Annotated in this window: 19 protein-coding genes and 4 pseudogenes; 7 read left to right on the forward strand and 16 right to left on the reverse strand. The window is 61.5% G+C overall.

Annotated elements, in window-relative coordinates; genetic code table 11:
• Positions 1-13: 13 nt before the first annotated feature.
• From MUG96_RS19390 to MUG96_RS19400, 3 genes are all read right to left on the reverse strand, one after another.
• Positions 14-1603, reverse strand: a complete 1590-nt coding sequence (locus MUG96_RS19390) for an AMP-binding protein (RefSeq protein WP_246989260.1) — start codon at positions 1601-1603, stop codon at positions 14-16.
• A gap of 169 nt (positions 1604-1772) precedes the next feature.
• A complete protein-coding gene (locus MUG96_RS19395; protein ID WP_246989262.1) occupies positions 1773-2471 on the reverse strand; it encodes a helix-turn-helix domain-containing protein in 699 nt (232 codons plus the stop codon).
• Between the two features lie 3 nt (positions 2472-2474).
• Complete coding sequence (locus MUG96_RS19400; protein WP_246989264.1) at positions 2475-4034, reverse strand: AMP-binding protein; 1560 nt, start codon at positions 4032-4034, stop codon at positions 2475-2477.
• A gap of 997 nt (positions 4035-5031) precedes the next feature.
• Here MUG96_RS19400 and MUG96_RS19405 point away from each other — a divergent pair.
• A complete protein-coding gene (locus MUG96_RS19405; protein ID WP_246989266.1) occupies positions 5032-6231 on the forward strand; it encodes a Cdc6/Cdc18 family protein in 1200 nt (399 codons plus the stop codon).
• A gap of 549 nt (positions 6232-6780) precedes the next feature.
• On the opposite strand, the pseudogene MUG96_RS19410 reads toward MUG96_RS19405, so the two are convergent.
• The 3 genes and pseudogenes from MUG96_RS19410 to MUG96_RS19420 form a co-directional block, all read right to left on the reverse strand.
• A pseudogene (locus tag MUG96_RS19410) lies at positions 6781-7044 on the reverse strand (manganese catalase family protein); the annotation flags it as partial.
• 571 nt (positions 7045-7615) lie between these two features.
• Positions 7616-7810 carry a hypothetical protein gene (locus MUG96_RS19415; protein WP_246989268.1) on the reverse strand — a complete coding sequence of 65 codons (195 nt, stop codon included), beginning with the start codon at positions 7808-7810 and terminating at the stop codon, positions 7616-7618.
• Between the two features lie 110 nt (positions 7811-7920).
• Positions 7921-9147 (reverse strand): AI-2E family transporter, encoded by a 1227-nt coding sequence (locus MUG96_RS19420; RefSeq protein ID WP_246989270.1) that lies wholly within the window; start codon positions 9145-9147, stop codon positions 7921-7923.
• Between the two features lie 105 nt (positions 9148-9252).
• Here MUG96_RS19420 and MUG96_RS19425 point away from each other — a divergent pair.
• Positions 9253-9704: pseudogene (locus MUG96_RS19425) on the forward strand (zinc ribbon domain-containing protein); the annotation flags it as partial.
• Here the strand turns inward: MUG96_RS19425 and MUG96_RS19430 are convergent.
• The gene (locus tag MUG96_RS19430) at positions 9693-10703 is read right to left on the reverse strand and encodes a DUF7972 family membrane protein (RefSeq protein ID WP_246989272.1); all 1011 of its coding nucleotides are present in this window, start codon (positions 10701-10703) and stop codon (positions 9693-9695) included. The pseudogene MUG96_RS19425 and the gene MUG96_RS19430 overlap by 12 nt on opposite strands.
• Positions 10696-10887 carry a DUF4177 domain-containing protein gene (locus MUG96_RS19435; protein ID WP_373222131.1) on the reverse strand — a complete coding sequence of 64 codons (192 nt, stop codon included), beginning with the start codon at positions 10885-10887 and terminating at the stop codon, positions 10696-10698. Before MUG96_RS19435 ends, MUG96_RS19430 begins: the two co-directional genes overlap by 8 nt.
• 172 nt (positions 10888-11059) lie before the next feature.
• Here MUG96_RS19435 and MUG96_RS19440 point away from each other — a divergent pair.
• Positions 11060-11389 (forward strand): annotated as a pseudogene (locus MUG96_RS19440) (PHP-associated domain-containing protein); the annotation flags it as partial.
• A 176-nt stretch (positions 11390-11565) separates the two neighbouring features.
• On the opposite strand, the gene MUG96_RS24415 reads toward MUG96_RS19440, so the two are convergent.
• Entirely contained in the window at positions 11566-11754 is a 189-nt protein-coding gene (locus MUG96_RS24415) for a DUF7563 family protein (protein WP_443984575.1), read from the reverse strand.
• An 883-nt stretch (positions 11755-12637) separates the two neighbouring features.
• Here MUG96_RS24415 and rdfA point away from each other — a divergent pair.
• Positions 12638-13275 (forward strand): annotated as a pseudogene (gene rdfA, locus MUG96_RS24295) (rod-determining factor RdfA).
• A gap of 110 nt (positions 13276-13385) precedes the next feature.
• Here rdfA and MUG96_RS19455 read toward each other — a convergent pair.
• On the reverse strand, positions 13386-13685 hold the full coding sequence (locus MUG96_RS19455; protein ID WP_246989279.1) for a DUF7130 family rubredoxin-like protein: 300 nt from the start codon (positions 13683-13685) through the stop codon (positions 13386-13388).
• A gap of 941 nt (positions 13686-14626) precedes the next feature.
• On the opposite strand from MUG96_RS19455, the gene MUG96_RS19460 reads away from it, so the two are divergent.
• Positions 14627-15265: an RAD55 family ATPase gene (locus tag MUG96_RS19460; RefSeq protein WP_246989281.1), complete on the forward strand. Its 639-nt coding sequence runs from the start codon at positions 14627-14629 to the stop codon at positions 15263-15265.
• A gap of 151 nt (positions 15266-15416) precedes the next feature.
• A complete protein-coding gene (gene ctaD / locus MUG96_RS19465) occupies positions 15417-17207 on the forward strand; it encodes a cytochrome c oxidase subunit I (RefSeq protein WP_373222132.1) in 1791 nt (596 codons plus the stop codon).
• A gap of 312 nt (positions 17208-17519) precedes the next feature.
• Here the strand turns inward: ctaD and MUG96_RS19475 are convergent, their stop codons facing one another.
• From MUG96_RS19475 to MUG96_RS19485, 3 genes are read right to left on the reverse strand one after another with little or no spacing between them, the layout of a single operon-like run.
• On the reverse strand, positions 17520-18173 hold the full coding sequence (locus tag MUG96_RS19475) for a hypothetical protein (RefSeq protein WP_246989283.1): 654 nt from the start codon (positions 18171-18173) through the stop codon (positions 17520-17522).
• Between the two features lie 28 nt (positions 18174-18201).
• Positions 18202-20238, reverse strand: a complete 2037-nt coding sequence (locus MUG96_RS19480) for a heavy metal translocating P-type ATPase (RefSeq protein ID WP_246989285.1) — start codon at positions 20236-20238, stop codon at positions 18202-18204.
• Between the two features lie 4 nt (positions 20239-20242).
• Positions 20243-20458, reverse strand: coding sequence for a heavy-metal-associated domain-containing protein (locus tag MUG96_RS19485; protein WP_246989287.1), 216 nt, complete (start codon positions 20456-20458; stop codon positions 20243-20245).
• Positions 20459-20657: 199 nt separating this feature from the next.
• On the opposite strand from MUG96_RS19485, the gene MUG96_RS19490 reads away from it, so the two are divergent.
• On the forward strand, positions 20658-21182 hold the full coding sequence (locus tag MUG96_RS19490) for an ArsR/SmtB family transcription factor (RefSeq protein WP_246989289.1): 525 nt from the start codon (positions 20658-20660) through the stop codon (positions 21180-21182).
• A gap of 54 nt (positions 21183-21236) precedes the next feature.
• Here the strand turns inward: MUG96_RS19490 and MUG96_RS19495 are convergent, their stop codons facing one another.
• Genes MUG96_RS19495 through MUG96_RS19505 form a run of 3 tightly spaced genes read right to left on the reverse strand, consistent with a single transcriptional unit; the run spans position 21237 to position 26413 of the window.
• A complete protein-coding gene (locus MUG96_RS19495) occupies positions 21237-23471 on the reverse strand; it encodes a PAS domain S-box protein (protein ID WP_246989291.1) in 2235 nt (744 codons plus the stop codon).
• On the reverse strand, positions 23464-24954 hold the full coding sequence (locus MUG96_RS19500; protein ID WP_246989293.1) for an ATP-binding protein: 1491 nt from the start codon (positions 24952-24954) through the stop codon (positions 23464-23466). The genes MUG96_RS19495 and MUG96_RS19500 overlap by 8 nt, the downstream gene beginning before the upstream one ends.
• The gene (locus tag MUG96_RS19505; RefSeq protein ID WP_246989295.1) at positions 24947-26413 is read right to left on the reverse strand and encodes an ATPase domain-containing protein; all 1467 of its coding nucleotides are present in this window, start codon (positions 26411-26413) and stop codon (positions 24947-24949) included. Before MUG96_RS19505 ends, MUG96_RS19500 begins: the two co-directional genes overlap by 8 nt.
• Positions 26414-26437: the final 24 nt, after the last annotated feature.

The following is a 26437-nucleotide window of genomic DNA, read 5'->3' on the forward strand; positions in this document are numbered from 1 at the left end:
ATTGAGCTCAATGTTAAGCAATCTGTCGTGTTTCTTCTTCCCAGTACGGCTCGCGGAGCGCCTTCTTGTCGACCTTTCCGTAGGGTGTGGTCGGTAGTTCGTCCACGAACTCGACGCTCTTCGGTTTCTTGTAGTCTGCAAGCCGCTCGTCCGCGAATGAGTTGACGTCCGATTCGGTAACGTCGCTGTCGCCCTCGGTGACGACGACGGCGTGGACGGCTTCGCCCCAGTCGTCGTGAGGGACGCCGATGACCGCAACGTCGTTGACGTCGGGATGTTTGATCAGTTCGTCTTCCACATTGGTCGTGTAGACGTTCATCCCGCCGGTGACGATCATGTCGCTGTCCCGGTCGAGGATGTAGACGTAGCCGTCCTCGTCCATCTTCCCGACGTCGCCGGTCCTGACCCAGCCGTCGACGAGCGTCTCTTCTGTCTTCTCGGGCAGTTCGTGATAGCCGACCATTCGGTACGGTGCCCGCAGGAGGATCTCCCCCTCTTCGCCTGGCGGAAGCGGTCCAGTGTCTGCCTTGTCGTCGATCGGCGCGATCTGGACGTCGACCATCACGGTCGGCTGTCCGCAGGAGTCGAGTTTCTGCCCGGCGTCGACCGTGTGGTCCGTCTTAGGGAGCGTCGTCCCGACGTTCGGAACCTCGCTTTGTCCGTACAACTGGACGAAAACCTGTCCGAAGACGTCGAGTGCCTCCTCGAGTCGCTCGCGTGCGATCGGCGCGGCGCCGTAGACGAGCGTCTCGAGCGAGGACACGTCAGTCGACTCGAGGCGGTCGTGATCCAGCACGCGATAAATCATCGTCGGGACCATCCACGACCACGTGATCTCTTCCTCCTCGAGGTGTCGCAGGAAATCCTCTGCGTCGAACCCCTGCGTGATGGTCGCGTGTGCGCCGCGTATCATCCCTGCCGAGAGGGCGTACCCCGCCGAATGGGGCAGCGGCGTCATCAGGAGCATCCGCTCGTCGGGATTGATGTCCAACTCGATGACGTGGGCGAGGAGATCAGTCGCAAGGCTGTAGTGGGTGTGTTTGGCTCCCTTCGGCTTCCCGGTCGTCCCGCCGGTGTACTGGAAGAGCGCGATATCATCTGGGTCGACTTCCACGTCGGGGGCGGTCCCCGCGTGTGCCTCGACGAGCCGCTCAGACGCGGCCATCCCGTCCGGTGCCTCCTGGCCCAGTACGACGACTTCCTCGAGCGACGGAATCTCCTCAGCCAGCCCCCCGATCGTCTCCGTGAACTCCTCGCCGACGACGACCGCTCGCGCCCCCGAGTCCGAGATGATGTGTTCGTACTCGTCTTCGGTCAGCATGTCGTTCATCGCGACCTTCGCGTACCCGCCGCGGACACAGGCGAGGTCGGCCAGCACGTAGCCCAGTTGGTTCGACATCATGAGACCGACACGATCGCCCTTCTCGATCCCGCGCTCGGCGAGAGCATTTGCGAGCGCGCCGGCGCGATCCCACGCCTCCCTGTAGCTGATGGACTCGTCGTCGAACGTCGCCAAGGGATCGTCACCGTACTTCCGACACGCGCGTTCTAAAAGCGCGTTCAACGTCGGTACTTCCGACACGAACTGGTCATTAGCATCCATGCATACACCTGAATGTTGATAACACGCATGTTAGGTATTCCCACTATATTAGGCCATATATATCGGTCGTTTATTACAGTCGTTCGGTACCGGCGCGACAGAGAGATCACGACAGTCGCCGAGTATCAGTGACGGCTGCTACAACCGCTGAACACGCTGGAACATGGTCTCACTGGTCGATTGACTCTCCGAAGAGGAGGCCGAACATGCTGCTCTCAGTCCGGCGGAGTTGCTCGCTGAACGACGGCTGGCTGATGCCCAGCTCCGCCGCGACGTCCTCGCTCGTGGCCCGCTGTGGCACCTCGAAGTAGCCCATCCGGTACGCCGTCTCCAGCAATTCAAGTTGGCTCTCGGTGAGTTTTCCCCGGTAGACGCGTTTCATCGAATCGAGGCCGAGCGGATAGCCCGCGCTCTCCGTCGGCGACGTTTCGAGGAGTTCGAACGCCTCGAACCCGTCTTCGATACTCGTGGCGAGGTCCTTGAGGTGGTTCCAGTCCCTGACGACCGCGACGATGGTCAGTCGGCCGTTCTCCGCGACCAGCCGGTACGGAATCGCGTCGTTTTCCGCTAGTGCCGTCAGGATGAAAGGATCTTCCTCCTCCACGAAGCCGACGAGGTGGTGCGTCTCGGACGCGGGCGAGAGTTTCCAGAGTTCAATGACGTCGATGTGCCCGACTTCGTCGAGTTCGTCATGGATCGACTCACCTGCCCCGCCGCTGATCGTGATGAACTCGATCCAGTGTCGCTCCCCCTTGTAGATCGCGTTGTCCAATTCGACGGTGTCGACGCCGGGGATGCAGTCAATCGGCGTCGTAAACGCACCCGATTGTTTGACCCCGAACTTCACCCGGAGGACTCTCTCGTCCATTCCTCACCAGTACGGCTTGCGGAGCGTCTTCTTGTCGATCTTACCGTACGGTGTCTCCGGGAGTTTCGCAACTTCGTCGATGGAGTCGGGCACCTCGTACTCCGCCAGATTGTCGCGGCAGAACTCCAGAAGGCCATCCCTGTCCACCTGGTTCCCCGACGCCGGAACGATCACGGCCTTCGGGAGCTGATCGGTTTCTCTGCGGGGTTTCGACGTCCCGCGTCGAGCGACGTCCTTGTCCCGGGGAACGCCGATAACCGCGACCTGGGACACGGCGGGATGGCGCTGGACGACATCTTCGACCTCCGTCGAGTAGATCGGCTGCCCATCGCGCAGGATCACGTCGTCGACCCGGTCCAGAACGACGAGTCGCCCCGCATCGTCGATCCGGCCCAGGTCACCCGTCAGAATCGGCCCCGATTCGGCCGCCGCCCCGTCCCCATTCAGATATTCCACCATCGCGTACGGCGACCTCACCGCGATCTCGCCGACATCATCCCCCCACTCGTACTCGTCCGACAGCACCTCGATGTTCGCCAACTGGACGGGGTAGCCGGCGGAATTGAGTCCCGCTTCGTTCGCCGGATCGTGTTCGTGTTTCGGCAGGACCGTGACGAGGTTCGGCACCTCGGCAAGCCCGTAGAGCTGAATGAACACCTCGCCGAGCTGTTCGAGCCCCTCCTTGAGCGTCGTCGTCGGGATCGGCGCCGCGCCGTAAATCAACGTCCGTAACGAGTCCGTCTCGTGTTCCGCGAGTTGCGGCGATTCAAGCAGTTCGGCGATCATTGTCGGGACCGCGAACGTCGCCGTGACCCGCTCCTCTTCGATAGTCTCGAGAACACGCTCCGTATCAAAGCCGTCTTGGAGGAGCACCGTTCCGCCCTGGGCGAGGACACCGCGGGCGCAGTACCCCGCCGAGTGGCCAAGCGGCGTCGTCAACAGCATACGCTCGTCGCGGTGGAAATCCAGCTCGGAGATGTGGGAGTAGATGTTCGATACGAGCCCTTCGTGTGTGTGTAACGCACCCTTCTGAGTCCCTGTCGTCCCGCTCGTGTACTGTGCAACAACGCCATCAGTCGGCGAGATCTCGACGTCGGGCGGCTCGTCGTCGGCCTTGGAAATCACCCTCTCGTAGGCCTGGAACCCGATGGGGAGACTCTCCCCGTCGGCGACGCCGACTATGAACTCGAGATCTGTTTCGGAGTCGGACAGGATCTCCTTCGCGATGTCAAAATACGATGGCCCGACGACAAGGATGTCAACGTCGGCATCATTGACGATATACCCGATGCTCTCCTCGTCGAGGCTGGCGATCAGCGGAACGAGGATGCCGCCCGCCTGTGTGGTCGCCACCTCCGTGACGAGGTACTCGTAGCGGTTGCGCATCAGGAGACCGACACGGTCGCCGACCCCCAGCTGCATCTCACGAAGCGCGTTCCCGAACGCTCCTGCCTCCTGCCCAAGTTCACCGTACTGCAAACGGGTTCGTGCGGACTGGACTGCGATGCTGTCCGCGTAGCGGTCGAACAGCTTGGCGTAGAATTCGTCGAGAGTTACGTTCATACCCATCTGGCTTCGTCGTCCGTGCCAACCTTGTTTTAAATTAGCCGGTATTAAGCATTTGCACGGCCGGCGTCGTTGTCTTCAATTGTTGAGTGGTGTGCTCTAGTCAACGACCCCACCCTACTCGCTCGGGATCCATCGACTCGAGCGTGTTGGTGCATGTCTTGAATGAGACACCGTCGTCCAATAGCCCTCGCTGACTTGGAGTTCGAAGTCGCTGGTTTGGAGGTTAACCAACAAAGTCGGGGATAGAGTAAGTTTGTTGGTTAAGCTATTCGGACCGAGATCCGATTTTGGGAGGAGAAGGAGGACGAAGGGGAGAATGAGAGTGGAGAGAGAAACGGAATGGAGGGGACACACCACGTTTCCGGTGAAAGAGCGAACTGATTTGCGAGCTGGATCGGACACCGGGTTTCCGGTGAAACGGACGTTCAAGGGGTTTCTCTGGAGTGGAACGGAGTCCATGGGAGTACGAACCGGTGAAAGAACCGACCGATTCGACTGGAGATTTAGGCATAGAGAGAATGTGAAGACCGGTCACGACCGTTCACTCGATCAACTTATCGAGAGGTGGAGACACACACACCACGTTTCCGGTGAAATCGGTGACAGAGGGGTCCCGCATCCTGAAAATGGCTGTACTAAATACTCTGGAAGTGTCTGTTTAGGTATGTATGTCTGACGAAGATATAAGTGGTATGGAAGTGTTATACTCCATTAAGTCACTCGCAACTGAAGAGTAGAAGCGAGCTCGCTCGCGAGTATCTCCAGTTGAACCAGTCGAAAACAGTGTTCTCTCGAGCTCTCTGTGCTGTTCGTCCATCGTGCTACTTGCCAGTAAGAGGGCTGCGTTCGATAGAACCGCGTTTCTTCTGAATCGGTCCCCCGCATTTCCTGTGCCCTCACCCTCTCTTTCTAACTGTTTCACCGGAAACGTGGTGTGTGTGTGTCGGGGAAAAAGCCAAGTCATTTCACCGGAAACGTGGTGTATAATCGAATGTCAGATTCCGACGACCTCTTCATCAGAGAAGACGCCATCTTCGCGAACAAGGAACTTCTCGAGATCAATCACCTTCCTGACGAGGGACGGATCGTCGGTCGCGATGAGGAAATCTCCAATCTCGCAAACGCCGTCAATCCAGCTATATTCAACCAAAGCCCGAGCAACGTTCTTATCTTCGGGAAAACGGGCACCGGGAAATCCCTCTGTGCGAAGTACGTGTCCCAGCGACTGATACAGACGGCTAGTGACGAGGGCGTGAAAGCGGCGTTTGCCTACGTCGACTGTGCACAGGACTCGACGGAAACCCAAGCTATCCAGACGGTCGCGGCTGAACTGAACGACGAGTCGACTGACATCCGGATTCCTGATAAGGGGATCAGTACCTCGAACTACTACAAGAGGCTCTGGGATATTCTCGAAGACCTCTACGACGTCACCCTTATCATCCTCGACGAGATCGACAAACTGGACGACGACGATATCCTGATGCAGTTGTCCCGAGCCGGTGAGGCCGGAAAGATCGAAAACTCAAAGATCGGCGTTATCGGGATCAGCAACAAGATCAAATACAAAGAGCGGATGGACGAACGCGTCAAAAGCAGCCTCTGTGAACGGGAGTTCGTCTTCCCACCCTACAATGCTGCACAACTGCAGGAAATCATGCACGCTCGCGATGACGCATTCAAATCCGGGGTTCTCTCCGACGGAGTCATTCCCCGTGTCGCTGCACTTGCCGCCCGTGAACACGGTGATGCGCGGAAAGCGATCGACATGCTCCGCTACGCTGGCGAAATCGCACAGTCGAAAAACGCCGACCAGATCGAGGAGTCGTTCGTCACGGAAGCTCGGGAACGGGCCGAAACCGATCGGTTCCGCGAGTTGATCCGTGGTTCGACGCCGCATTCCCGGTACGTACTGCAAGCACTCACTATTCTGTCGCTAGATAGCTATTCTCAAACCGGCTTCAGGACGACACGAATCTTCGATACCTACAAAGAAATCTGCCGGCAGGAGGCGTCCGATCCATTGTCGCTGCGTCGCGTGCGTGATCTCCTGAAAGAACATGCGTTCCTCGATGTCATCGAGCAGTCTCGACACAGTGGTGGGAGTGCCGAGGGGAGCTACACCGAACACCAGCTACTCGAAGACCCGACTGTCGTGAAGAACGTCCTGCAGGATACTATCGAGCAGTAGCTTCACGATTGAACGCTCCCGTTTCGCTCGGCGATTTCACCGGAAATGCGGTGTGTGCGATCCGAACCGATACCTTTCACCGGAAACCCGGTGTGTCATATTGGCTATCGAACCGCGTTTCACCGGAAACCAATCGGATTCCACCAGTAACCAACCGCGCTCACCGGCGGTCAACCGCGTCCAGCGCAGGTCAACCGTATTTCACACGGGGTCAACCGTATTTCACCGGAAATCCGGCGTGTCAATTCAGGATTGCTCAATTCACCGGAAACCTGGTGTGTCAGTCTAGAATGGCTCGATTCACCGGAAACCCGGTGTGTCAGCTCGAGGTGGCTCGATTCACCGGAAACCTGGTGTGTCAGTCCAGAATGGCTCAATTCACCGGAAATTCGGCGTGTCAATACGGGGTTGCTCAATTCACCGGAAACCTGGTGTGTCAGTCCAGGATGGCGCAATTCACCGGATACCTGGTGTGACTCGCGTGCTGGTTCGGTTCCCATACGTGATGCGGTGAATGATGGCATCCTCGCGAGTGTCGTCTCATGTCTCCTCTGATGATCCCTCGAGATTCTTCGAGACCGCGGTAGCCAGCATCTCGATGTGGCCCAGTTCCTCCGTTGCAGTCTCCATCAGGAACTGCCGTATCTTTTCCTTCTCAGCGGGGATGGCAAACGCTTGGAACATGTACTGGAGGGCGATACGCATTTCGCCCTCGGCACCACCGATGGCCTGCTGTCGCATCTTCGCGAACCGAGGGTTCGGCTCATTGACCGTGACTTCGAACTGAAGTTCGTCATCGTGGTGAAACGCGATATCGGAGACGTGGGAAAACAGGGGATGTATGTAGCCTCTGCACTCGCCATCCCTCGATTCGCCCGCTTGCTTTAACCAACGGCTGCCACCTATCTATGACTCTGTTGGTTAAACATCTACCGTCGGTTCCCGCGCCAGCTGAAGCGGACAAACGAACTCGCTCCTACCAGAACGTGAGAGGATTCGAGGTGGGGGCGCTGTCCAGTTCACCCGGCCATCATCACTTACGGAAATACAAGGAGAAAGCCCCGCCGTTTAGCGCGGGGATAAATCCGACACTGACCGTGACAGCCCACCGTTCGATGGCACACCCGGATATTCAAAGGTCGAATCCATACCTTCAGCTAGGTCTGTCAACATAGGTTATGACGGAACAGGTCGTCACCCGCACCTACACTGCTTCCATCAAGAACTAGCAACAGGTGCAAGACGACCTAGACGCCCTCGGGTTCGCCGCGGACCAGCCGACCGGCGAGGGGTCACGGGCTCACCCGCGGACGCGATTCCACCGGACTCGATCCGCTCACGTCCACACCGGCGGCGGGGGACTGACGATCCCATGACCGCTGCCTCACCGGCGACGGGCGAGTCGGGCGAGCACGGACGCGACTACGCCGAGTCCGGGCACGCGCCGCGACAGTGCAGCGGCCGCGAGCAGGATGGCGGCGCTCCAGCGTTCCCCGCGTGTCAACGCGATCGCGGCGTCGACAATCGTGGAGAAGAACGAGACGTCGTTCAGCAGGTTTCTCGTGGAATGTGTCGTCACGTTCAGCAAAAGCAATTTGACCGTCGAACGTGTCCTGCTTGCGGCTGCCCGCTGTCTTTAACAGGCACTGCTCCACACAGTTGCCCCCTCACGTCTCGACCCCCACAAACTCAGCCGGACTCCGCGGTATCGCCCCCTTCGACGAACTCGCCGGTGTCGCCCTCACTCCCGGAGCCGTCGCCCGGTTCGTCGTCCGGTAACTGGTCGGGGTCCGAACCGGTGGATTCGGCCATCGAGACGGTCGGTGTCTGACGTTCGCCGTGGACCAGCTCCGGGAGCGGGATCCGGATGGCCTCGACCATCACGACGAAGACGATAGGCAACAGGAAAAAGCCGTACCAGCCGAAGAGAATCGGGCCGAGGATGTACCCGAACATCAACAGCATCATGCCCAGCTGGCGACCCGAGAGGTACGGCTGGAGGAACGTCTGTGGCATGATATCGAGCAGGAGGAAGTAGACGACGAGGACGCCGCCGACGAACGCGAGTGCGCCGCCCCCGGCCTCGGTGGCCTGGAGCGCGAGCAGTCCCACCACCGGCAGGTAGACCAGTTTCCCGACGACGACCGGGATCAGGCTGGCGAGGCCGGTCAGGAAGGCGAGGATGAACACCATCGGGATCGCGAGGCCGGCGGGCGCGACCAGGTTCGTCACCCAGTAGACCACCGCCGCGATGAGGCTCATGGCGACGACGAACAGCAGGTTCCCGAAGAAGACGGACTCGAGATCTTCGTCGACCGCCGCCGCGTAGGCGTGGGCCGTCGTCCCGGGGCCGCCGACGAGGTCCCGGAAGCCGGCGGCCAGTTGCTCGTCGGTTTTGAGGAGGAAGAAGGACAGCGAGATCGCGAGTCCGAGAAAGAGGAGCGTCCCGGCGAGCGCCGAGAAGGCCGCGACGCCGGCGCCGATCAGCGGTTCGATGCCACCGCCGCTCGTGACCGCCCCGACCGGGTCGGCCAGTATCTCGAGGAGGACCTCCCGCTGTTCTTCCGGCAGTGCGTCCAGCGCGAAGTTCTCGCCGACCAGTCCGAGGAGACCGTCGGAGTCGGCCAGCGCCGCCCCGACCTGGCTCACGATGCGGACCCCTGCAATGAGCGTGACCAGGAGTATCGGGACCAGCACCAACAGCACGGTCGCGCTCGCGGCGAGCGGTTCGGAGTCGATGACGCGGCTCAAGCGCCGACAGATCGGTCGCGTGGCGTAGTACCCGAACACGCCGACGACGAGTAACCCCACGAACACGTGGGCGATGTACAGGGCCGCGAGACCCAGTACGGCAACGAAGGCCCACCAGGCCAGTCGGTTCCACCGCTCGCGCGACCAGCGTTCGGACTCGGACATATCCTTTTTCATGATGGTGTCTGGGTGGAAAACGGTTCGCCCGGCCCGTCACGGCGGGCTCCCTTGTGCGGGCGGGGTGTCCCGGTTCGTGAGGACGACGTTCACCGTCGCGCCCACGAGAATATACAGGCAGTCGGACGGAAAGAGGCCGGTCGGTTCAAGATGATGCTCCACCGAATTGCGAACGGCATCATCAAAGAAGTCGCCGAGGTCGGTTGTACAGGCATCGCCTTCGAGGAGTTGGCTGGATCCGTGACCGCCTTTCTGGCGCGTCATGGGGCCACAAATGGGCCTTTGAGCGGCTGTACGAGTACGTCGAATACAGGGCCGAACTCCACGGTATCGATGTGGAGCAGGTAGACCCGGAGAACACGTCTCGGCGATGTTCGACTTGTGGATTCACGCACCCGGACAACCGTGACGGTGAGGACTTTGAGTGCCTGAAATGCAGCTACGAGAACCACGCCGATTACAACGCGGCAAAGAACATTGGCTTGCGGTGTCTCCGTCGGTATGATCCGCCAACCGGACCGGGTGGTCGCAGATTACTGGTCCGTTGCCCGGAGGACGAGCGGGCCGATGGCTAGCGTCCGTTTAGCTACCACGACGATGCGGAAAATATAGGAGATAAACAGGAAAAACGGGAGCAAACAGATGGTGAACGTGATGCCGACGACCCAGGTGACGACGGGGAGTCCGAGAAAGCGCGTCGGCCCGAACGTCGCCGCGTCGACGAACGTGAGCATCCCGCCGGCGACGACCAGCGCGACCACGGCTAGCCCGAGGATGTACTTCGAGAGATCGATCAGCGCCCACTGGAAGTAGAGCGTCTTGATGTGCTCGCGGGCGGGGCCGTACATCGTGACCGCGGTCCGGAGCTCCGCGAGCGCTTCGCCCAGCGGCTCGTCGATGGCCGCCCCGTGTTCTTCTTCTAATAGTTCGATCCGGTAGATCTTCCACGAGTAGTCGACGTCCAGCGCCGCCCTGAGGACGTCGAAAGACCCGAACTCCGCACCGTCGAGGGCACCTCTCACCGATGCCGTGTTCTCCTGGACGTCGTCGGTGAGCGACGCGGCGTCCTCACGGAGGCCGTCGTCGTCGCTCTCGGCGGCGAGGCGGTGAACGGCCTCGGAACGGCGTTCCACGCTGGCGACGATGGCGGAGAGGAAGGCCGCGGGCTCGACCGGGACGACGCCGTCAACCATGTCGGCAGTGTAGTCACGGAAGTCCACCGCCCCCTCCATGCGCTGGCGCTGGTCCCCGAGCGGTCCGTTCTCCTGTGCGAGGACGAGCTGGCTGATCGTGACGACGAGCGTCGTCCCCGTGACGAGGACGCCAATCAGGGCGGCAAAGAGCGTCTCGACGGTGTCCGTAGACTGGATGCGAAGCGACAGCGGCGGCGCGAGGGCGACGCTGAACAGCATGAACCCGACGAAAGCGGCCAGCCCGAGGAGTGCGGTGACGACGAACCGGTTCCAGTCGAACAACAGGCGGCCGACGAGGCCGGTCTCGTCGTTGCGCTCACGCATCGTGTCCGCGGTGGTGGATTCAGCCATTCTGTGTGTCCTTCGGCCGTTTGAGAACGATGAACTTCGTTCCGCCGCCGACGTAGTCAACCGTGGCCGTGACTTCCCAGCCGTCGGCACCGAGCGCAGTGAGGGCTGATTCCGGATCCGTCGCCTCCTTCCGGGTCGCGTTACGAGGTGGACTGATCGTCTTGTACTCCCACTGTCTTGTCATGGCGGCCATTCTACCCCGGAACGTAAACAGATGGGGGCCGCTTCAGGCGCTCGCTCGGGATCCGCCGGCCGGGGCGCGGTGTGCGTACCAGACTACGGAGAAGTCCTGTGGGCTCGGATCCGCAGGCGAGCCATCCGACGAGGGCCAGCTGAGCCGCGAGGCTGCCCGTCGCGAACAGGACCTCCCCACCGTCGGCGGAAGCGACGCCCACTACCCGCCCGAGGTGGGCCGCGCGTTCACGCGCGTCGACACGGACCGACTGACGCCAGCGGCGGTCGTGGAGGCCATCCGCGAAGGCCGCGTGGAGGCCAACGTTTCCGACTGACTCCCTCATCGTCTCGTCCACCGACTGTACCGCGCGGTCCACTTCAGGAAGGGGCACCTCGACACGCCGGACTGGCTCGGGAAGGACGAAGACGACACGGTGGACGAATCCGATACGGAAGGCGTGACGACCCGATCCGGGAGGACACGCTCGGAGGATGTGGAGTCGACCGGGTAGTGACGGACCGGCCGGATCTTCGCCGACCGGTCCCCCGACGTGGCGGAGCGCCACGCTGGGTGTCCGGACGGTGAGCGGGGAGGCTACGGCTCGCTCGGCGTCGGTGTGGCAGCGGGACCGTGAGGGGCTGTGAGGGCGTGCGTCAGCGGGAGATGGGTGTCGACGTAATCGGCCCCTCAATCAGCACAGACGCCCTCACCGTTGCGAAGTGCACGCATCGTCGTGCATTCGAGACAGGCGTACAGATTGTTGTCGTTGTCACCAAACACGCGGGCGAATCGTTGGGTGGCGTAACTACCACACTGTAAACATCTGGCTCGCCCCGACACGCGATCGTCGTGAACTCCGGCGATCTCCGATGCCATGTACGGTTTCTTCCAGACATGTGGGTCCCTTTGTTATACTTCTACTACTCCACCAGTCAGCGGTACAGCACTGGTCTTCGGGACGGCGAACGGCTGAAACCCGTGGCGAGCGACTCTCTCGGCCACGAACCCGCGGAGCGGTGCGGACTGCCGACTCTCCGTCCGCCTTACTCCGGGGATTAGGAGCTATTTACCCCCGTAATTCGACCGACGAAGCGGCTCTCCGGCCCGCCACTTCCATCGACGGAGGCCCAGTGACTGCCGAAACTGTCTCAGCTTCTATCGTTTCGGGAGCCGTGCCAGTTTCCTGAGCGGCGGAGACCGGCCCCGATGAAATCGGTGGAGTGGGTGGTGGCGACCTGGCGACAGGGATCCGTCGAGCACGGGTCCACTCCGGAGAGTCGGCCGGGAAGGACAGACTGGTGGGATGAACGTGTCTACGCCATGCGTCAAGGGCGATAGTGAGATCGATGAGATGGCACGCTTACCGTTCCTCGGCCGACGCTAGAAGTGTCTTTCTCTGAAACACGGTTCTTTTGATTGCGACTGCAATTCTTTTTTATGATCAGTCGAAAGCGGACGCAGCAACCGAGAGAGTGACAGACCAGCTCGTCCCGTCGGAATCGTCGATATTGGTCTGTTCGGCGTGGCGACGGGCGGCTCTCGAAAGACCGCTTTCCCGAACAGTCACCGGAGTGAGCCCGGGACGGCGAGGGTGGCGAGGGAGGATGCCCCAGTCAAGGTCGACCGCCGCTTTCGAGCGGTCCGGCCGTTGTATGCGCGTACTTAACACGTAAACAGTCGAAAAAACGGGTGAGGGAATCGCGCATTGGTTTCCGTCAGCTTCGGAACGGTTTTGAGAACACGGTCGTACGTCTCCCTCGTGACGACCCGAGACGACAGTAAGGGTGAGGAACCGCCGTGTTGCAAGCTCGGGCGGGCCATCGAACGGTACGGCCTCGGGGGCCTCGACGAGGAACTCACGCAACGGTGGCGTGGCGCAGGCGGCGAGCGTAGCGGGGTCCGCGACCTCGCTGACCGAGTGAACGTCGGATCCTCTCGAGAGCCCTCGACGTCGCCGGTGTCACGCCTCTCGACGCAGATACGGAGCACCTCTACCACCGGCTGACCGACGACGGGGTCGGAAGCGGGACACGGACCGAACTCCGCAGTCGGCTCGAATCGAAGGGTGTCGAACTCGATGCCGTCGAGTCACGATTCGTCTCTCACCAAACTGTCCATACACACTTGACGGAGTGTCTCGGCGTGTCACGTGCCGACGATGACCGCTCCTCCGCCGAGCGCCGCTCGGACGAGCTGGATCGGATTCGGGCCCTCCAGAGCAGGACCGAGGCGGTGACGGTCGACTCGCTCGAACGTCTCGACCGGAAGGACGACATCGACCTCCCGTCGTTCGACGTCCTCGTCGACGTTGCGATCCTCTGTGAACGGTGTGGCCGCAGGACCGGGCTTGGCGACATACTCGAACGCGGCGCGTGCAGATGTGAAATCGAGAATTAAGCGGGAGCGATTCCAGGTGTCGATGCGCTACCAGTCGTGCGACCGTCGCCCGGGCACTGGCACCCGGCGGTCTTCTGCGACGCGCCCGCTCGCCGGTAGGCGGTGCACGGTCAGTCCTCTTGGACGGCGGAGATCGCTTCTCGTGGCGCACTACAGTTCGGGCACGGTCCCGGTAGTTCCTCGTCTAGTTCACCCATCTCTCCGCACTCGCCACACTGCCACATCAGGTACCCTTCCCCGAACTCCTGTCCCGGCAACTCCTCGACCTCGCTCTCGTGGGGATCCATCGTTTCCACCTCGAACCCATCGTCGGTGAGTCCGCTCACGCGCCCCACCGCTCGGCCGTTGCCGTCGTACACTGCCTTTCCCGGTTCAATCGACGCACTGTCGACACGGTTCTGGTCGTCCATATCATGACGTTCGTTAGCACGGTGCATTAGCTTTCGGGGAAACGTCGCGTACAATCCCCTCCCGAGAAGCGTGGGAGCCGTCCGGCCGCGGAGATATCTGGTCTCGGTTCGGCACCGCGTGTTCGTTCACAACGAAGACTGACTGTTCCCGGTAAACGGTGGTGGACACCGAATTGCGGCCTCCGGGTGCGCTCTAAAGCAATGTGTCGCGTCTTCTGTGCAGTTCCTGCCCGGAGATGTAGGCCTCAGTAGTTGCGCCGACGGAATCGGGCAGGAGTTTCTGGACACAGCGCGAGACCGCGACTACCGATGACACCCGGTAGCCAGCCATATCTCACTCAATTTTCAATTCCAAACTACTATCAGACATCTTTAATACCTGGCGGTCAGCGCGTTCGACCTCTCGTCCACAACTGGGTGTCCGAAGCCGGCTTCCAGCAGGCAGGGACGCCGACCCGAGTACGGGACGGTTGCGGAACCGTGATGTGCCCCGGTACGGGCGCAGTCAGCCCGGACACGGCTGCGTATAGATTGTCCCACGTAGCAGACGCCTGGCAACGCGATGAATTTCGTCCTGTCGAGGGGCCGTTACGGAACTGATTCCGACGACACTCGAGAGCGAAGCATCGCTCACTACTGTCCATCAGATACTCCCTCACCCGAAACGTGACAACGAACCCACCAATTGAGGGGGGCTTCGTCGGGGCCGTGAGCCCGACTTGCTTGAAAAAGCCAATCGATCACCCGTTCGCACTAACAATTATCAAAAGTATAATACTATATCTAACGAGACATTATACCACTCCAGTCCAATCACTAGCTGATGCCATCGCCGAGTACATCACGACTGAACGAGATCGTCGGGTCTACGGAGAGTGCAGCGACAGTGTCATCGAAACCACCGAGGAGCGAGCGGTAGCGAGCGACCGGGTGAGCAATTCATGCTATCCACAGACTGGATTCCCTCTGCTGTGCAACCGGGGACCAACGTGCTGGTTAGCGGGCCGTCGGGGCACGGTGCCCGTGACGTGGCGTTGCAGTTAGTCCTCTCCGAATCGGCTCCCGACGAGGCACTCATTCTGATATCGGCCGACGTTGGCGGGCGCCCGTTGCTACAGCGAGCTGCGGACATCGACGGCCCCATCGACCGCACGCGGATCGGTGTGGTCGACTGTTCGGGACTCGACGACGACCAAGCGCGGTTCCGGGAACACGGCGAACCGATCGACGATCCGGGTGACCTCATGAATATCGAGATGGAATTCTCCGTCCTGTACGAGACGCTCGTAGAACGGGGGTACGACCGTGTGTACCTGGCCGTGTTCTCCGTCTCGTCACTGTTGGCACACGCGGATCTGCAGTCCGTCTCGTGGTTCCTCCACATGCTGACGGGGCGGATTACCGCCGCCGGCGAAGTGGGCGTGTTCGTCGTCGACGCCTCGATGCAGGACGATCGAACCGTCGACGCCATCGAATGGTACTGCGATGGCTCCGTCGAGGTTCGACACCGAGTTCCGGAGGGACGCCAGTTCCGCACGCGCGGCCTCGGAATCCGGTCGACACCGTGGACACCGGTGTAGCTAGATGCCGGTTGGTGGGTCGCTCTCCCGTCGGACCGAGAGTGGTGCTTCTCGTCTTTGCGGGGCTCGATGTAGAAGCTCTCGGAGTCTATTCTGAGCCGAAAGTGTTCGGGGCAACCACCAACTGCGAAACCCCAGAACGGACTGCAAAATGGCACTGCCGTCGTGGACTGGTGCGGTCGTGATGGGTGGACTGTTGCTCGTCGTCGCCGCGTGGCTCTCCCGGGTCGAAGACTGGCGGTCGTACGGCCCTGTCGTCGGGGGTGACGGCGGACTGCTGGACCGTTCCGAGTACGAACACCGCGAGAAACCGGGCGGTATCAGCCGCTGGCTGACGACGGTCGACCACAAGGACATCGGCCTCCTGTACGGAACCTTCGCGGTGCTCTCGTTCGCCTGGGGTGGTGTCGCGGTCCTGTTGATGCGGACGGAACTGCTCTGGCCGGCGTCGGACATCATGGACCCGGCGCTGTACAACGCCTTCCTCACGAGTCACGGGATCACGATGCTGTTCCTGTTCGGGACGCCGATGCTGGCGGCGTTCTCGAACTACCTGATCCCGCTTTTGATCGGGGCCGACGACATGGCGTTCCCGCGGATCAACGCCATCGCGTTCTGGTTGCTCCCGCCCGGTGCCGTCCTCATCTGGGGCGGGTTCTTCATCCCGGGTATCGACGCGGCCCAGACCGCCTGGACGATGTACACGCCGCTGTCGGTCGAACAGACGAATCCTGGCGTGGACCTGATGCTGCTCGGGTTGCATCTCACGGGCGTCTCGGCGACGATGGGGGCGATCAACTTCATCGCGACCATCTTTTCCGAGCGCGGCGAGGACGTCAACTGGGCCAACCTCGACATCTTCTCCTGGACCGTGCTGGTCCAGTCCGCGCAGATACTCTTCGCGTTCCCGCTTTTGGGCAGTGCGCTCATTATGCTCCTGCTGGACCGGAACTTCGGGACCACGTTCTTCGCGGTCGAAGGTGGCGGCCCCATACTGTGGCAACACCTGTTCTGGTTCTTCGGCCACCCCGAGGTGTACATCCTCGTGCTCCCGCCGATGGGGCTGATCAGCTACATCCTCCCGCGGTTCTGTGGGCGGAAACTGTTCGGGTTCAAGTTCGTCGTCTACTCGACGCTGGCGCTCGGCGTCCTGTCTTTCGGGGTCTGGGCGCATCACATGTTCGCGTCTGGGATGGACCCGCGCCTGCGGGCGTCGTTCATGGCGGTCTCCATCGTCATCGCGATCCCCTCCGCGGTCAAGACGTTCAACTGGATCACGACGATGTGGAACGGGAACATTCGGTTGACTGTTCCCTTCCTCTTCTGTGCGGGGTTCGTGGCGAACTTCATCATCGGCGGCGTCACGGGCGTCTTCGAGGCCGCGATTCCGATCGACCTCGTCCTCCACGACACGTACCACGTGGTCGCGCACTTCCACTACGTCATCATGGGTGGGATCGCCTTCGCGATCTTCGCCGGCATCTACTACTGGTTCCCGCTCTTCACCGGCCGGATGTACCAGCGGACGCTGGCGAAGTGGCACTTCTGGCTGACGATGATCGGGACCAACCTCACCTTCTTCCCGATGATCCTGCTGGGCTACGCCGGGATGCCCCGTCGGTACGCGACCTACGACGTCTCCATCGGGCCGCTAGAGCTGTTCAGCCTGCTCCACCAGCTCGCGACCGTGGGTGCGTTCGTGCTCGCCATCGGGCAACTGATCTTCGTCTGGAACCTCGTCCAGTCCTGGCTGGAAGGGCCGAAGGTCGAGGACGGCGACCCCTGGAACCTCCGTGAAGGGACGACGAACCTGTTCACGCGGGAGTGGGGGTGGCACGAGCGCCGCCTCGAAGCCGCCATTGCTGACGGTGGACGGGAGTCCGTGACCGAGGACGGTACTGCCGACGACGCCCCGAGCGAAGACGCGCCGGCCGACGACTGACGCGACGCCCAGTCTCGCGCTCCCGGACCGACGGACCAGACAAGCCGCTCGTGACCGTGCCCTGTTGTCCCCGCATCCACTCCCGTTCGTGTCGGAGAACTCCTTCGGGATCCGGATATTTTCCGAACCCGCGGCGTTCGATGGTGGGCAGTAGTCTTGAGAACGGACGTGTGGCCGTCGACAGAAAAACGGCAGTGGGACGCTGCTAGCCTTCCTGGGGCGTCATCGCGCCGCAACGGAGCTCCCGAGGTACCCGAGGGGATCGAACTGTTCTCAGTCTCCCATTTTGAGTGATGGATAATACTGCCGCATCTACACCGATTCGACGGTGAACAGCGTGTCGTCGCTGAGCACGACCTGCACGCGGCGGTGCCAGGCGTCAGCGAAGGCCTCCCGTTGCTGGTCACTCGCTGTCCCGTCGAGAATCTGCTGGAGGTTCCCGATTGCAGGTCCGCCATCGGGAACCTCGCTGACGTGGTAGGTCACCTGCACTGTCTCGTCCGTATCGGTTCGCCGAAACCGAAACGTCGGCTCCGCCGTGTCCGGGTCGAAGGCGTCGAAGTGGAGGAGATCGCTGCGCCCACCGTAGCCGCCAGCGAGTCCCCTGAATCCGTCGTCTTCGGTCGCGCCAGTCACGTACGAGATGATGCGACTCATCACGCCGTACGTCGCGTCGTCTCGCGAGCGGGGTGCTTGTACCTCGATTTCGCTTCTTACCGGGTAGCTATCGGGATACAGTGTGTCGAGTCCGAACTGGGCGATCCGGTAGGCGCCCGAGGCGGTCGGACAGGAGTGGCCGGCTTCTTTCACCGCGTCAGTGTAGGTGATGACGAACGGGTCGCCGGGTTCGAGGACGCCCAGGGCCTCCGCGACGGGGTCGCGAATTTCGATCTGATCGACCTCGTAATCGACCTGCCAATTGGTTCCAGTCCGGGTTTCGTCAGTCGTAGTTGGATTCGATGTCATGAGTGGGTGTGGTGATAGTGTTTCGTGGTCAGTAGCGAAGCAGTCGCATACCGTTTCCGATGACCGCGAGGACGCTGGCCTCGTGGACCAGCATCCCGGCGGCGAGGGTGACGTAGCTGGTAAGCACGCCCGCGAGGAGGACGGTCACGGTCAGCACCGCGAGTCCGACGTTCTCGAGGACGTTCCAGCGCGTCGCCTTGCTGAGTGTCACTGCGTACGGGATGCGTTCGAGGTCGTCAGCCATCAGCGCCATGTCCGCCGTCTCGATGGCGGTGTCCGTCCCCGCGGCACCCATCGCGATGCCGACGTCGGCGGTCGCCAGCGAGGGCGCGTCGTTGATGCCGTCGCCGACCATCGCGACGACGTGGCCGTCGGCCTGGTCGGCCTCGATGACGGACTGCTTGTCCTCGGGGAGGAGCTCGGCGCGGTACTCGTCGATGCCGACCTCCTCGGCAACGGCAGCGGCCGTCCGCTCGTTGTCGCCGGTGAGCATCACCGTCTCGATGCCGGCGTCCTGGAGCGCCGCGACGACGCCGGGGGCGGACTCCCGGAGTTCGTCCCGCATCGCGATTGCGCCGATGATGTCCCAGCCGCCGCTCACGGGTCGCCCCCGCTCCCCGTTTGCGCGTTCGGCGGTCTCGCTCCCGCTGGTCGGTCCGACCGCCCGCCGGACGACGTGGACGACCGTCTCGCCGCGCTCCTCACGCTCGCGGACGTACTCGGCGACTTGACTGGGAATGTCGATGCCACGGTCGTCCAGCAGTGCGCGGTTACCGACGACGATCTCGTTGTCGTCGTAGCGGGCAACGACCCCCTTCCCGGCGACAACGTCGAAATCGTCCGGATCGGGGACCGACTGGAGGCTGGCGTGCGTATCGTCCGCCTTGGCGACCGTCGCCCCACCGTCCGTCGCAGCCGTCGGTCGCTCGCGGGCCGCGTCGACGATGGCGTCGGCGAGGTGGTGTTCGCTCTTTTTCTCGGCAGTCGCGGCGAGCGAGAGCACTTCGTCGTCAGCGACGCCGAACCCCTCGACGTCGGCGACTGTGGTCTCGCCCTTCGTGAGGGTGCCGGTCTTGTCGAAGGCGATGAGGTCGATCTTGCCGGCGCGTTCGAGGTGTTCACCGCCCTTCATGAGGACGCCCGAGCGGGCGGCGTTGCCGATGGCCGAGACGATGCTGACCGGCGGCCCGATGACCAGCGCCCCGGGACAGCCGATGACGAGCAGCGTCAGCGACAGGATCGCGTTCTGCGTGACTGCATACGCGCCGATAGCGAGCACGATGACGGCGGGCGTGTAGTACTTCGCGAACCGGTCGATGAGACTCTCGGTCGGTGACTGGGCCTCCTGGGCTTCCTCGACACGGCGGATGATGCGTTCGAGCGTCGTGTCCGAGCCCGCACCCGTCGTCCGGATTTCTAGCGCGCCCTCCTGGTTGACCGTCCCGGCGTAGACCTCGTCGCCGTCGGCCTTGTGGACGGGCGCGCTCTCGCCAGTGACTGGCGCCTGATTGACGGCGCTTTCGCCGTCGACGACGGTCCCGTCGACCGGAATCTTCCCGCCCGGCTTCACGACGACGACTTCGCCCTCCTCGACTTCGCGGGCGGGGATCTCTTGGAGTTCCCCGCCCGCTCGTTCGGAGGCCTCACTCCCGTCGGTCGCATCGGCCTCCCGGCGGACAGTCGCCGTGTCGGGGGTCATCTCCAGCAGCTCCTGCAGAGCCGTCCGGGTCTTCCGCATCGTCCGGCCCTCGAGGTAGCTACCGAGGCTGAACAGGAAGACCACGGCGGCGGCCTCCCAGTACTCCCCGATGACGATGGCACCGATGGCAGCCAGCGTCACCAGCGTCTTGATGCCGAGCGTCCAGTTTGTGACCTCGTGGTAGGCGGTCTTGGCGATGTCGTAGCCACCCACGACCGTCGCGAGGACGAGGATGACTGCGCTTGCGGTATCGAAACTCGTGAAGTAGCCCAGACTCCAGCCGCCGCCGTAGAGCAGGCCGCTGGCCGCCGTAACGATGGCTTTCCGGTGTTTTCGGGAGTACTGTGTGACTGTTTGTCTGTTCATGATATCAGGCAGGCTGGGGCGTGTAGCCCTGGTTTTCGATGGTCTGTGCGAAGTCGTCGGGATCAGCGACGCCCTCGTCGTACTCGATCTCGACGCGGCCGGTCGCGTAGTGGACTTCGACGTCTCGGACGCCCTCGACGTTCGAGAGGGCGCGTTCGACCGTGCCTGCGCAGCTGGGGCAGTCGAAGTCGAGAACGCGGAACTGGGTTGTGTCGCTCATTACAGTTTGAGGTAGTGCCCGTCCCCCAATAAGAATTTTTCAAATGATATGTTTGAATACGGAAATAGATCGTTGGAACGGTCAAACGGGCCGTCTAGGGCTTTCGCCCTGGCGGATCACGTCGCGGGTGCGTCCTCGGCGGACACTACTTCGCTCGTATCCCGCTACCTTTTCCATCGTGCTCACTCTCGGTTCTTGCATGAGTAGTCCCGGTACCGACCACCGTCTCGACGACATCGCAGTTCGCGATACCCGAATCTCGGACGCCATAGACGAACCGATGCGGGCGATGATCCTCGACATTCTGTCAGAGAAGGCCCTGACTGCGGCGGAGGTTCACGAGCGACTTGCTGATCGCGGGATCGACCGGACGGAGAACACGGTTCGCCATCACATCAACGAGCTCCGGGACGCCGGCCTCGTCGACGTCGTTCGGTTCGAGGAGGGCCGCGGCGGGACGACGAAGTACTATCACGCGAACACGATCGTCCTCTCGTACTCCTTGCCGGACTCGGCCGATGCCGCCGTCGAGGGGATGATCGAAGCCATCCAGCCCCAGATCACCGATGCGCTCGCCACGCTCACCGACGAGCACGACGACGTACTCGAGGAAATCGTCGCGGACATGCAGCCCTGCGAGCACTGTCGGACCCAAAAATACGAGACGTACGTGCTCCTGACCGTCCTGCGTCGTGCGTTCGTTCGCGCCCACCGCGACTCGTAATCCGATTCTGTTGCCGCAATGTCGACTGTAGCAAAATCGCCGGACGGGGGACAGTCACACAGTATCTGCGGCCTGCAACTGTACCGTGACGACACTGCCACTGGGCTCATTCGCAGCAAATTCGAGCGTGCCATTGCACCGCCGGACGATCAAGTGAACGAGCCAAAGCCCCAGTCCTTTCCCGTGGTACAGTTGCGTCATCTCCACATCTCTCCCGAGGAGAATGTCACGTTCCATCTCCGGGATGCCCGGACCGTTATCGCAAACGCGAACCGCGACCCCGGTAGCAGTCTCCGACACTGCCACGTGGACGTGTGGTGTCTCACTGTCGTTGTGTTCGAGTGCGTTTCTGAGGAGTTCCTCGATGGCGGTTCGAATCTCTGACGTCGCTCGTACGACTGCCTGGTCCGGAACGGAAAGTTCGACGGTGGCTGACGGGTAGTCCTCTCGAACGAGGTCGACCACCGACTGGATCGTCGCGGTCAGGTCCACCGCTTCGCTCACCGGTTGGTCTACGAGCAACGCCGTAATTTTGCGCTCTTTGTCCATCGTTCTCAGAAGCGCATTACCGGTGTCGATGATGCGTTGGGCGTAGTCCGTGAGCGGATCACTTCCCTCCTCCTGGATCAGTTCAGCCATTCCCTGGACCACGTTCAGGTCGTTGTTGAGGTTGTGGCGGAGCACCCGGTCGATGGTCTGGAGGTGGCGCTGGCGTTCGCGGAGTTCGGTCACGTCCTGCTGGAAGCCGACGTAGTTGATGATCTCGCCGTCAGTGTTCCGGACCGGCGCGAGTTCGAGGCGGTTCCAGAATCCGCTGCCGTCCTTGCGGTAGTTCCTGATCGTCACCGACACTGGCTCCTCGGCGTCGATTCCGGCACGGATGCGGGCAACTGTCTCGGGATCGGTGTTATCGCCCTGGAGGAACCGGCAATTCCGGCCGACCGCGTCCGATTTCGAATACCCGGTCAGGTCGGTGAACGCGTCGTTGACGTAAATCAGCGGATTGTCCGCTTGGTCAGGGTCAGTCAGGACGATCCCGATCGGGGCTTCGTCGATCGCGCGCGTCTTCTGGTGGAGTTCCAGTTCGCGCTCCTTGCGCTCCGTGATGTCGGTGATGAACCCCTCCAGCATCATTTCCTCACGGGTGAAGGGATCGACTTCCTGGCCTTGCTCCCACACCCATCTGGTCTCTCCCGTCGCGGTCCGGATCCGGTACGTGATCTCGAATGCCTCGCCTGCCTCAACTGCCGCGTCTACCGTCTCAGTAACGTGGTCTCTATCGGCCGGATGAACGATGTCGGACCCCCAACTCACGTCACCAGTCTCTAGTTTCGACTCCTCATACCCGGTGAGTTCCGCTACCTGTCCGGCGACGAAATCCATCGGCCACCCAGGCTCGTTGTACCCTCGATAAACGATGCCGGGGAGGTTGTCGATGAGTGTCTGCAACAGGCGCGTCCGTTCTTTCTCCTCGGTAATGTCCGTCTGGATCGCGACGTATCCGGTGACATCGCCGGCTGCATCGTGAATGGGTGCGATAGTCTCCTGTGCGTAGTATCGGTCTCCGTTCTTTTTTTCGTTGGTTATTTCTTCGGTCCACACGTCGCCGTTCTGGATCGTCGCCCACAGGTCCTCAAAGTAGCTGTCGGGCATCGCTCCCGAATTGAGCAAGTGCGGCGTCTCGCCGATGGCGTCGGCTTCAGAGTAGCCCGTGAGTCGTTCGAACGCGGGGTTGACGAACCTGATTTGGCCGTCTGTGTCGGCGATGTGTATCGGGTGGCCGGCGGCATTTACAGCACGCCTGAAATGCCGAAGCTCGCCTTCCCGGTTCGCCAGCTCCCGCGTCTGGCCGCGCATGCGAAGCAGCGACTCGATCCGCCATCGCAGTTCGAACTGGCGAACCGGCAGGGAGAGCAGTTCGTCAATCGCCTCCTGAATCAGCGTATCAGGGAGGTGTCCAGGCCCGTTCTGCAGGAAATCCGGTCCTTCGTCTTCCCGCAGGAAGAGGTAGGGTAACAAGACGGGGTGTTCCGACTGTTTGCGTCGCTCGAGTGCCTCGAAGTGCTCCGTGAGCGCTGTCTCGTCGACGATACAGAGGTCGAACGACGCGTCCTCGATAGCTGGCGAGCCCTCGACAGCTTCGTATTTGTCGATAGAATCGAGCCAGTCGACGAGTAACTTCTCGTTACCCGGGTCAGAGACCAGCGGATAGATTCTTGCGGGAGTGTGATGCTCCGAGGTTGCACTATCCAGAAGGTCACTCGCCGATTCTGGGCCGTTGTCAGCCATTTTGCTCACCTCGTTCCGCGCCTGCGGCGGCCACTGTGTCGAGTTCGACACAGAACACTGCGCCGGTGGGGTCGTTGTCTTCGACCCAGACCTCGCCACCGTACATCTCGACGAGCGTCGCCACCAGATACAGCCCCATGCCAGTCCCCGAACTCTCGAGTCCCATCACTTCGTCACCGAATACCTCGTCTTTGATGGCGTCCGGAACGCCCGGCCCGTTGTCGGCGACGCGAACCTGGACGCGGTCGTCGGTCTCACGGATCGTTATCGAGACGACCGGATCGTCCGCATCGTTGTGCTGGACCGCGTTGTTGATGAGGTTCCGGAACACCGACGAGAGCAGTTCGTTCGCAGCGACCGTCACCCTCGGTGGCGACTCAGGAAGTTTGATAGTGGCTTCCTCGAACGTCTCCTGCCCCTTCTCCGCCTCCTCGATGAGAAACTGGGTGAGATTCGACGGTTCGAGTTCGGGCCTCCCGCCGGAACTCATCGTTTCGGCGATGTCGCCAGCGGCGGTCGTGAGTTCCACGACGTGGCCTGCGGAAGCCTTGATCTGGTCAAGCTCCTCCGTCAGTTCCCCGTCGGTCTGGTCGGCCACGTATTCGAGCCAGCCGAGCACGACGTTCATGTCGTTACGGATGTCGTGCCGGAGCACCCGGTTCAGGATGTTGAGCTGTTCGGAGCGCTCGCGGAGAGAAGCCTCCAGCTCTTTGAGTTCAGTGATTTCGTGATTGAGGGCGATGAATTGTTCGATCTCCCCGTTAGGTCCCGTCACTGGCGCAATCGTCTGGTCGATGACGTACGGCTTGCCGTCTTTCCGTTCATTGACGACCTCGCCGCGCCAGACGTCTCCAGCGGTGATCGTCCCCCACAAGTCCTCGTAGAACGCCGCATCGTGTTCGCCAGATTTGAGGATGCCCGGTGTTTGGCCAAGGGCCTCCTCACTCGTGTATCCTGATTGAACCTCGAAGGCGGTATTGACGTACTCTATCGTCCCATCAGTGTCGGTGATAATAACGCCGTGACCGGCGTGTTCGTCCCGAATGGTCCGGAGTTGTTCTTGTTGGCGGCTCAGTGTCGCCGACTGGTCACGGAGTTGGAGCAGCGTATCGACCTGATCTTCCAGTTCGTACTCTCGAACTGGCAATCGAAGAATCCCGTCTACGAGATCCCACAGTGACGGGCGCTCCTGACGGAGTTCCCTGTGAACCGCTCCTTCCGTGTCCTCCACGAGCAACAGAACGGGCACTATCTGGGACGTCTCCCGTTTGCGGAGTCGGATCGCGGCTTCTTCCCGTTCGAGTATCTCGCTGTCGAGAACACAGATGTCGAACGTCGCCGTCTCGAGGGGCTCCTCCGTCAGGTCGTATCGGTCGTGGTCGGTCAGCCAGTCGGTGAGCATGCGGCGGTTCCCGCTGTCAGCCACCAGCGGGAGCACCGTCGCCTGGTCGCCACCCTGGCGCGTCGCCCCAGTCTTAGCCATCTGTCCCGCCTGCCGATTCCTCGTCCTTCCACTCCGGCGTGCCCGTGAGAACGCCCTGTAGTTCTTCGAGGGGGTCACCGACACTGATGCCGTGTTCGGTGAATTCGAGCCTGCGGAGCGTGTGTTCGAAGTCACTCGTCCGCATCTTGAGCACGCCGATGACTTTCTGTATCCGCCCCTTGTATTCGACGTGGCGGATGAACACGATGTTGTCGGCGAGGTTGCTCACTCCTTCCTCGGTGGCGCGGAACTGACCCGTGATGTCGTGAACTTCGTTGGTAACGATCGTGGTGACACCCATCTCGCGGAGATATCGGCCGATGTCGATCAGGTTCTTTGCCGGGTCGTCGCCGTGCCCGCGTAGGTTCTGTTTGAACCCCTGTGTCCCGTCGACGAGGACGATCTCCACGCCTGCGTCTTCGACGGCCTCTTGGAGCATATTCGTGAGCTGGTTCACCGTATACTCCTGTGGGCGAACTTCGATTATGTCGAGTGTCCCCTGTTCGACCATTTCGCTGATCGGCATGTTCAGTGCCTCGGAGCGCTGGATCAGGGTTCGTCGTGATTCTTCAAACGAGAGCAGTAGCGACTGGGTGCCGCGCCCAGCTGCTGCCTGGACGAACTGCATGCTCGTGGTCGTTTTCCCGACACCTGTTGGCCCGCTGAAAAACGTGACCGTGCCCCGGTCGAGTCCGCCGTTGAGCAACTGATCGAGTTCGGGAACGCCGGAAGAGAGTTTCTCCTGTGGGAAGTCAGTTTGCGTCTCGCGAATTTCCAGACGCGGCCACACCTCGACGCCTGCCTCGGTGATCTCGTAGGCGTGGGGGCCGCGTTTGGCGGACGGCCCTCTGAACTTCGGTACGTCGACGGTATGTGTGTCTTCCGTCTGTTCGAGGTTGATGACCGCATCGGTCAGGAACTGCAGGTCCGTATCGGAGACGTCGGCGGCGGCCTGGGATGTCATGACGACCGTGGCGTTCGCTGACTTGAGGAAATCCAGCAAGCCCAAGATCTGTGTTCGGAACTGGTGGTCGTCCGTCGTCATGAAGCGGAACTCCGTGATCGGATCGATGAGAACGCGGTCGGGCTGGAGTTCCTCGACAGTCTCGCGGACTTCGCTGACGAGCGACGGCTGTTCGGCTTCCGCCGACGAGAACAGCGTGTACGTTCCCTCTTCCGTGAATCGATCCCCGGTGGGGGAGAGTTCGAGAAACCGGAGGGAATCCGAATTCAGTCCGAAGTGGTCGGCCGTCCGTCGAACGTACTCTGTCGGCTCACCGAGATTGATGTACAGACTGACCTCGTCGTTACCGCCTGCTGCCAAAAAGTGGAGGCCGAATATCGTCTTGCCTGCACCAGGCGGGCCGCGAATGATCACGTTCTGTTCCTCGAGGAACCCCCCGTCGAGGATCGTATCGAGACCAGCGATACCGGTCGATAATCGAGATGTATTTCCCATTATAAGTTTTTTATCGTTAAGTGG

The organism is Halorientalis marina (assembly GCF_023028345.1).
Taxonomy (GTDB): Archaea; Halobacteriota; Halobacteria; order Halobacteriales; family Haloarculaceae; genus Halorientalis; species Halorientalis marina.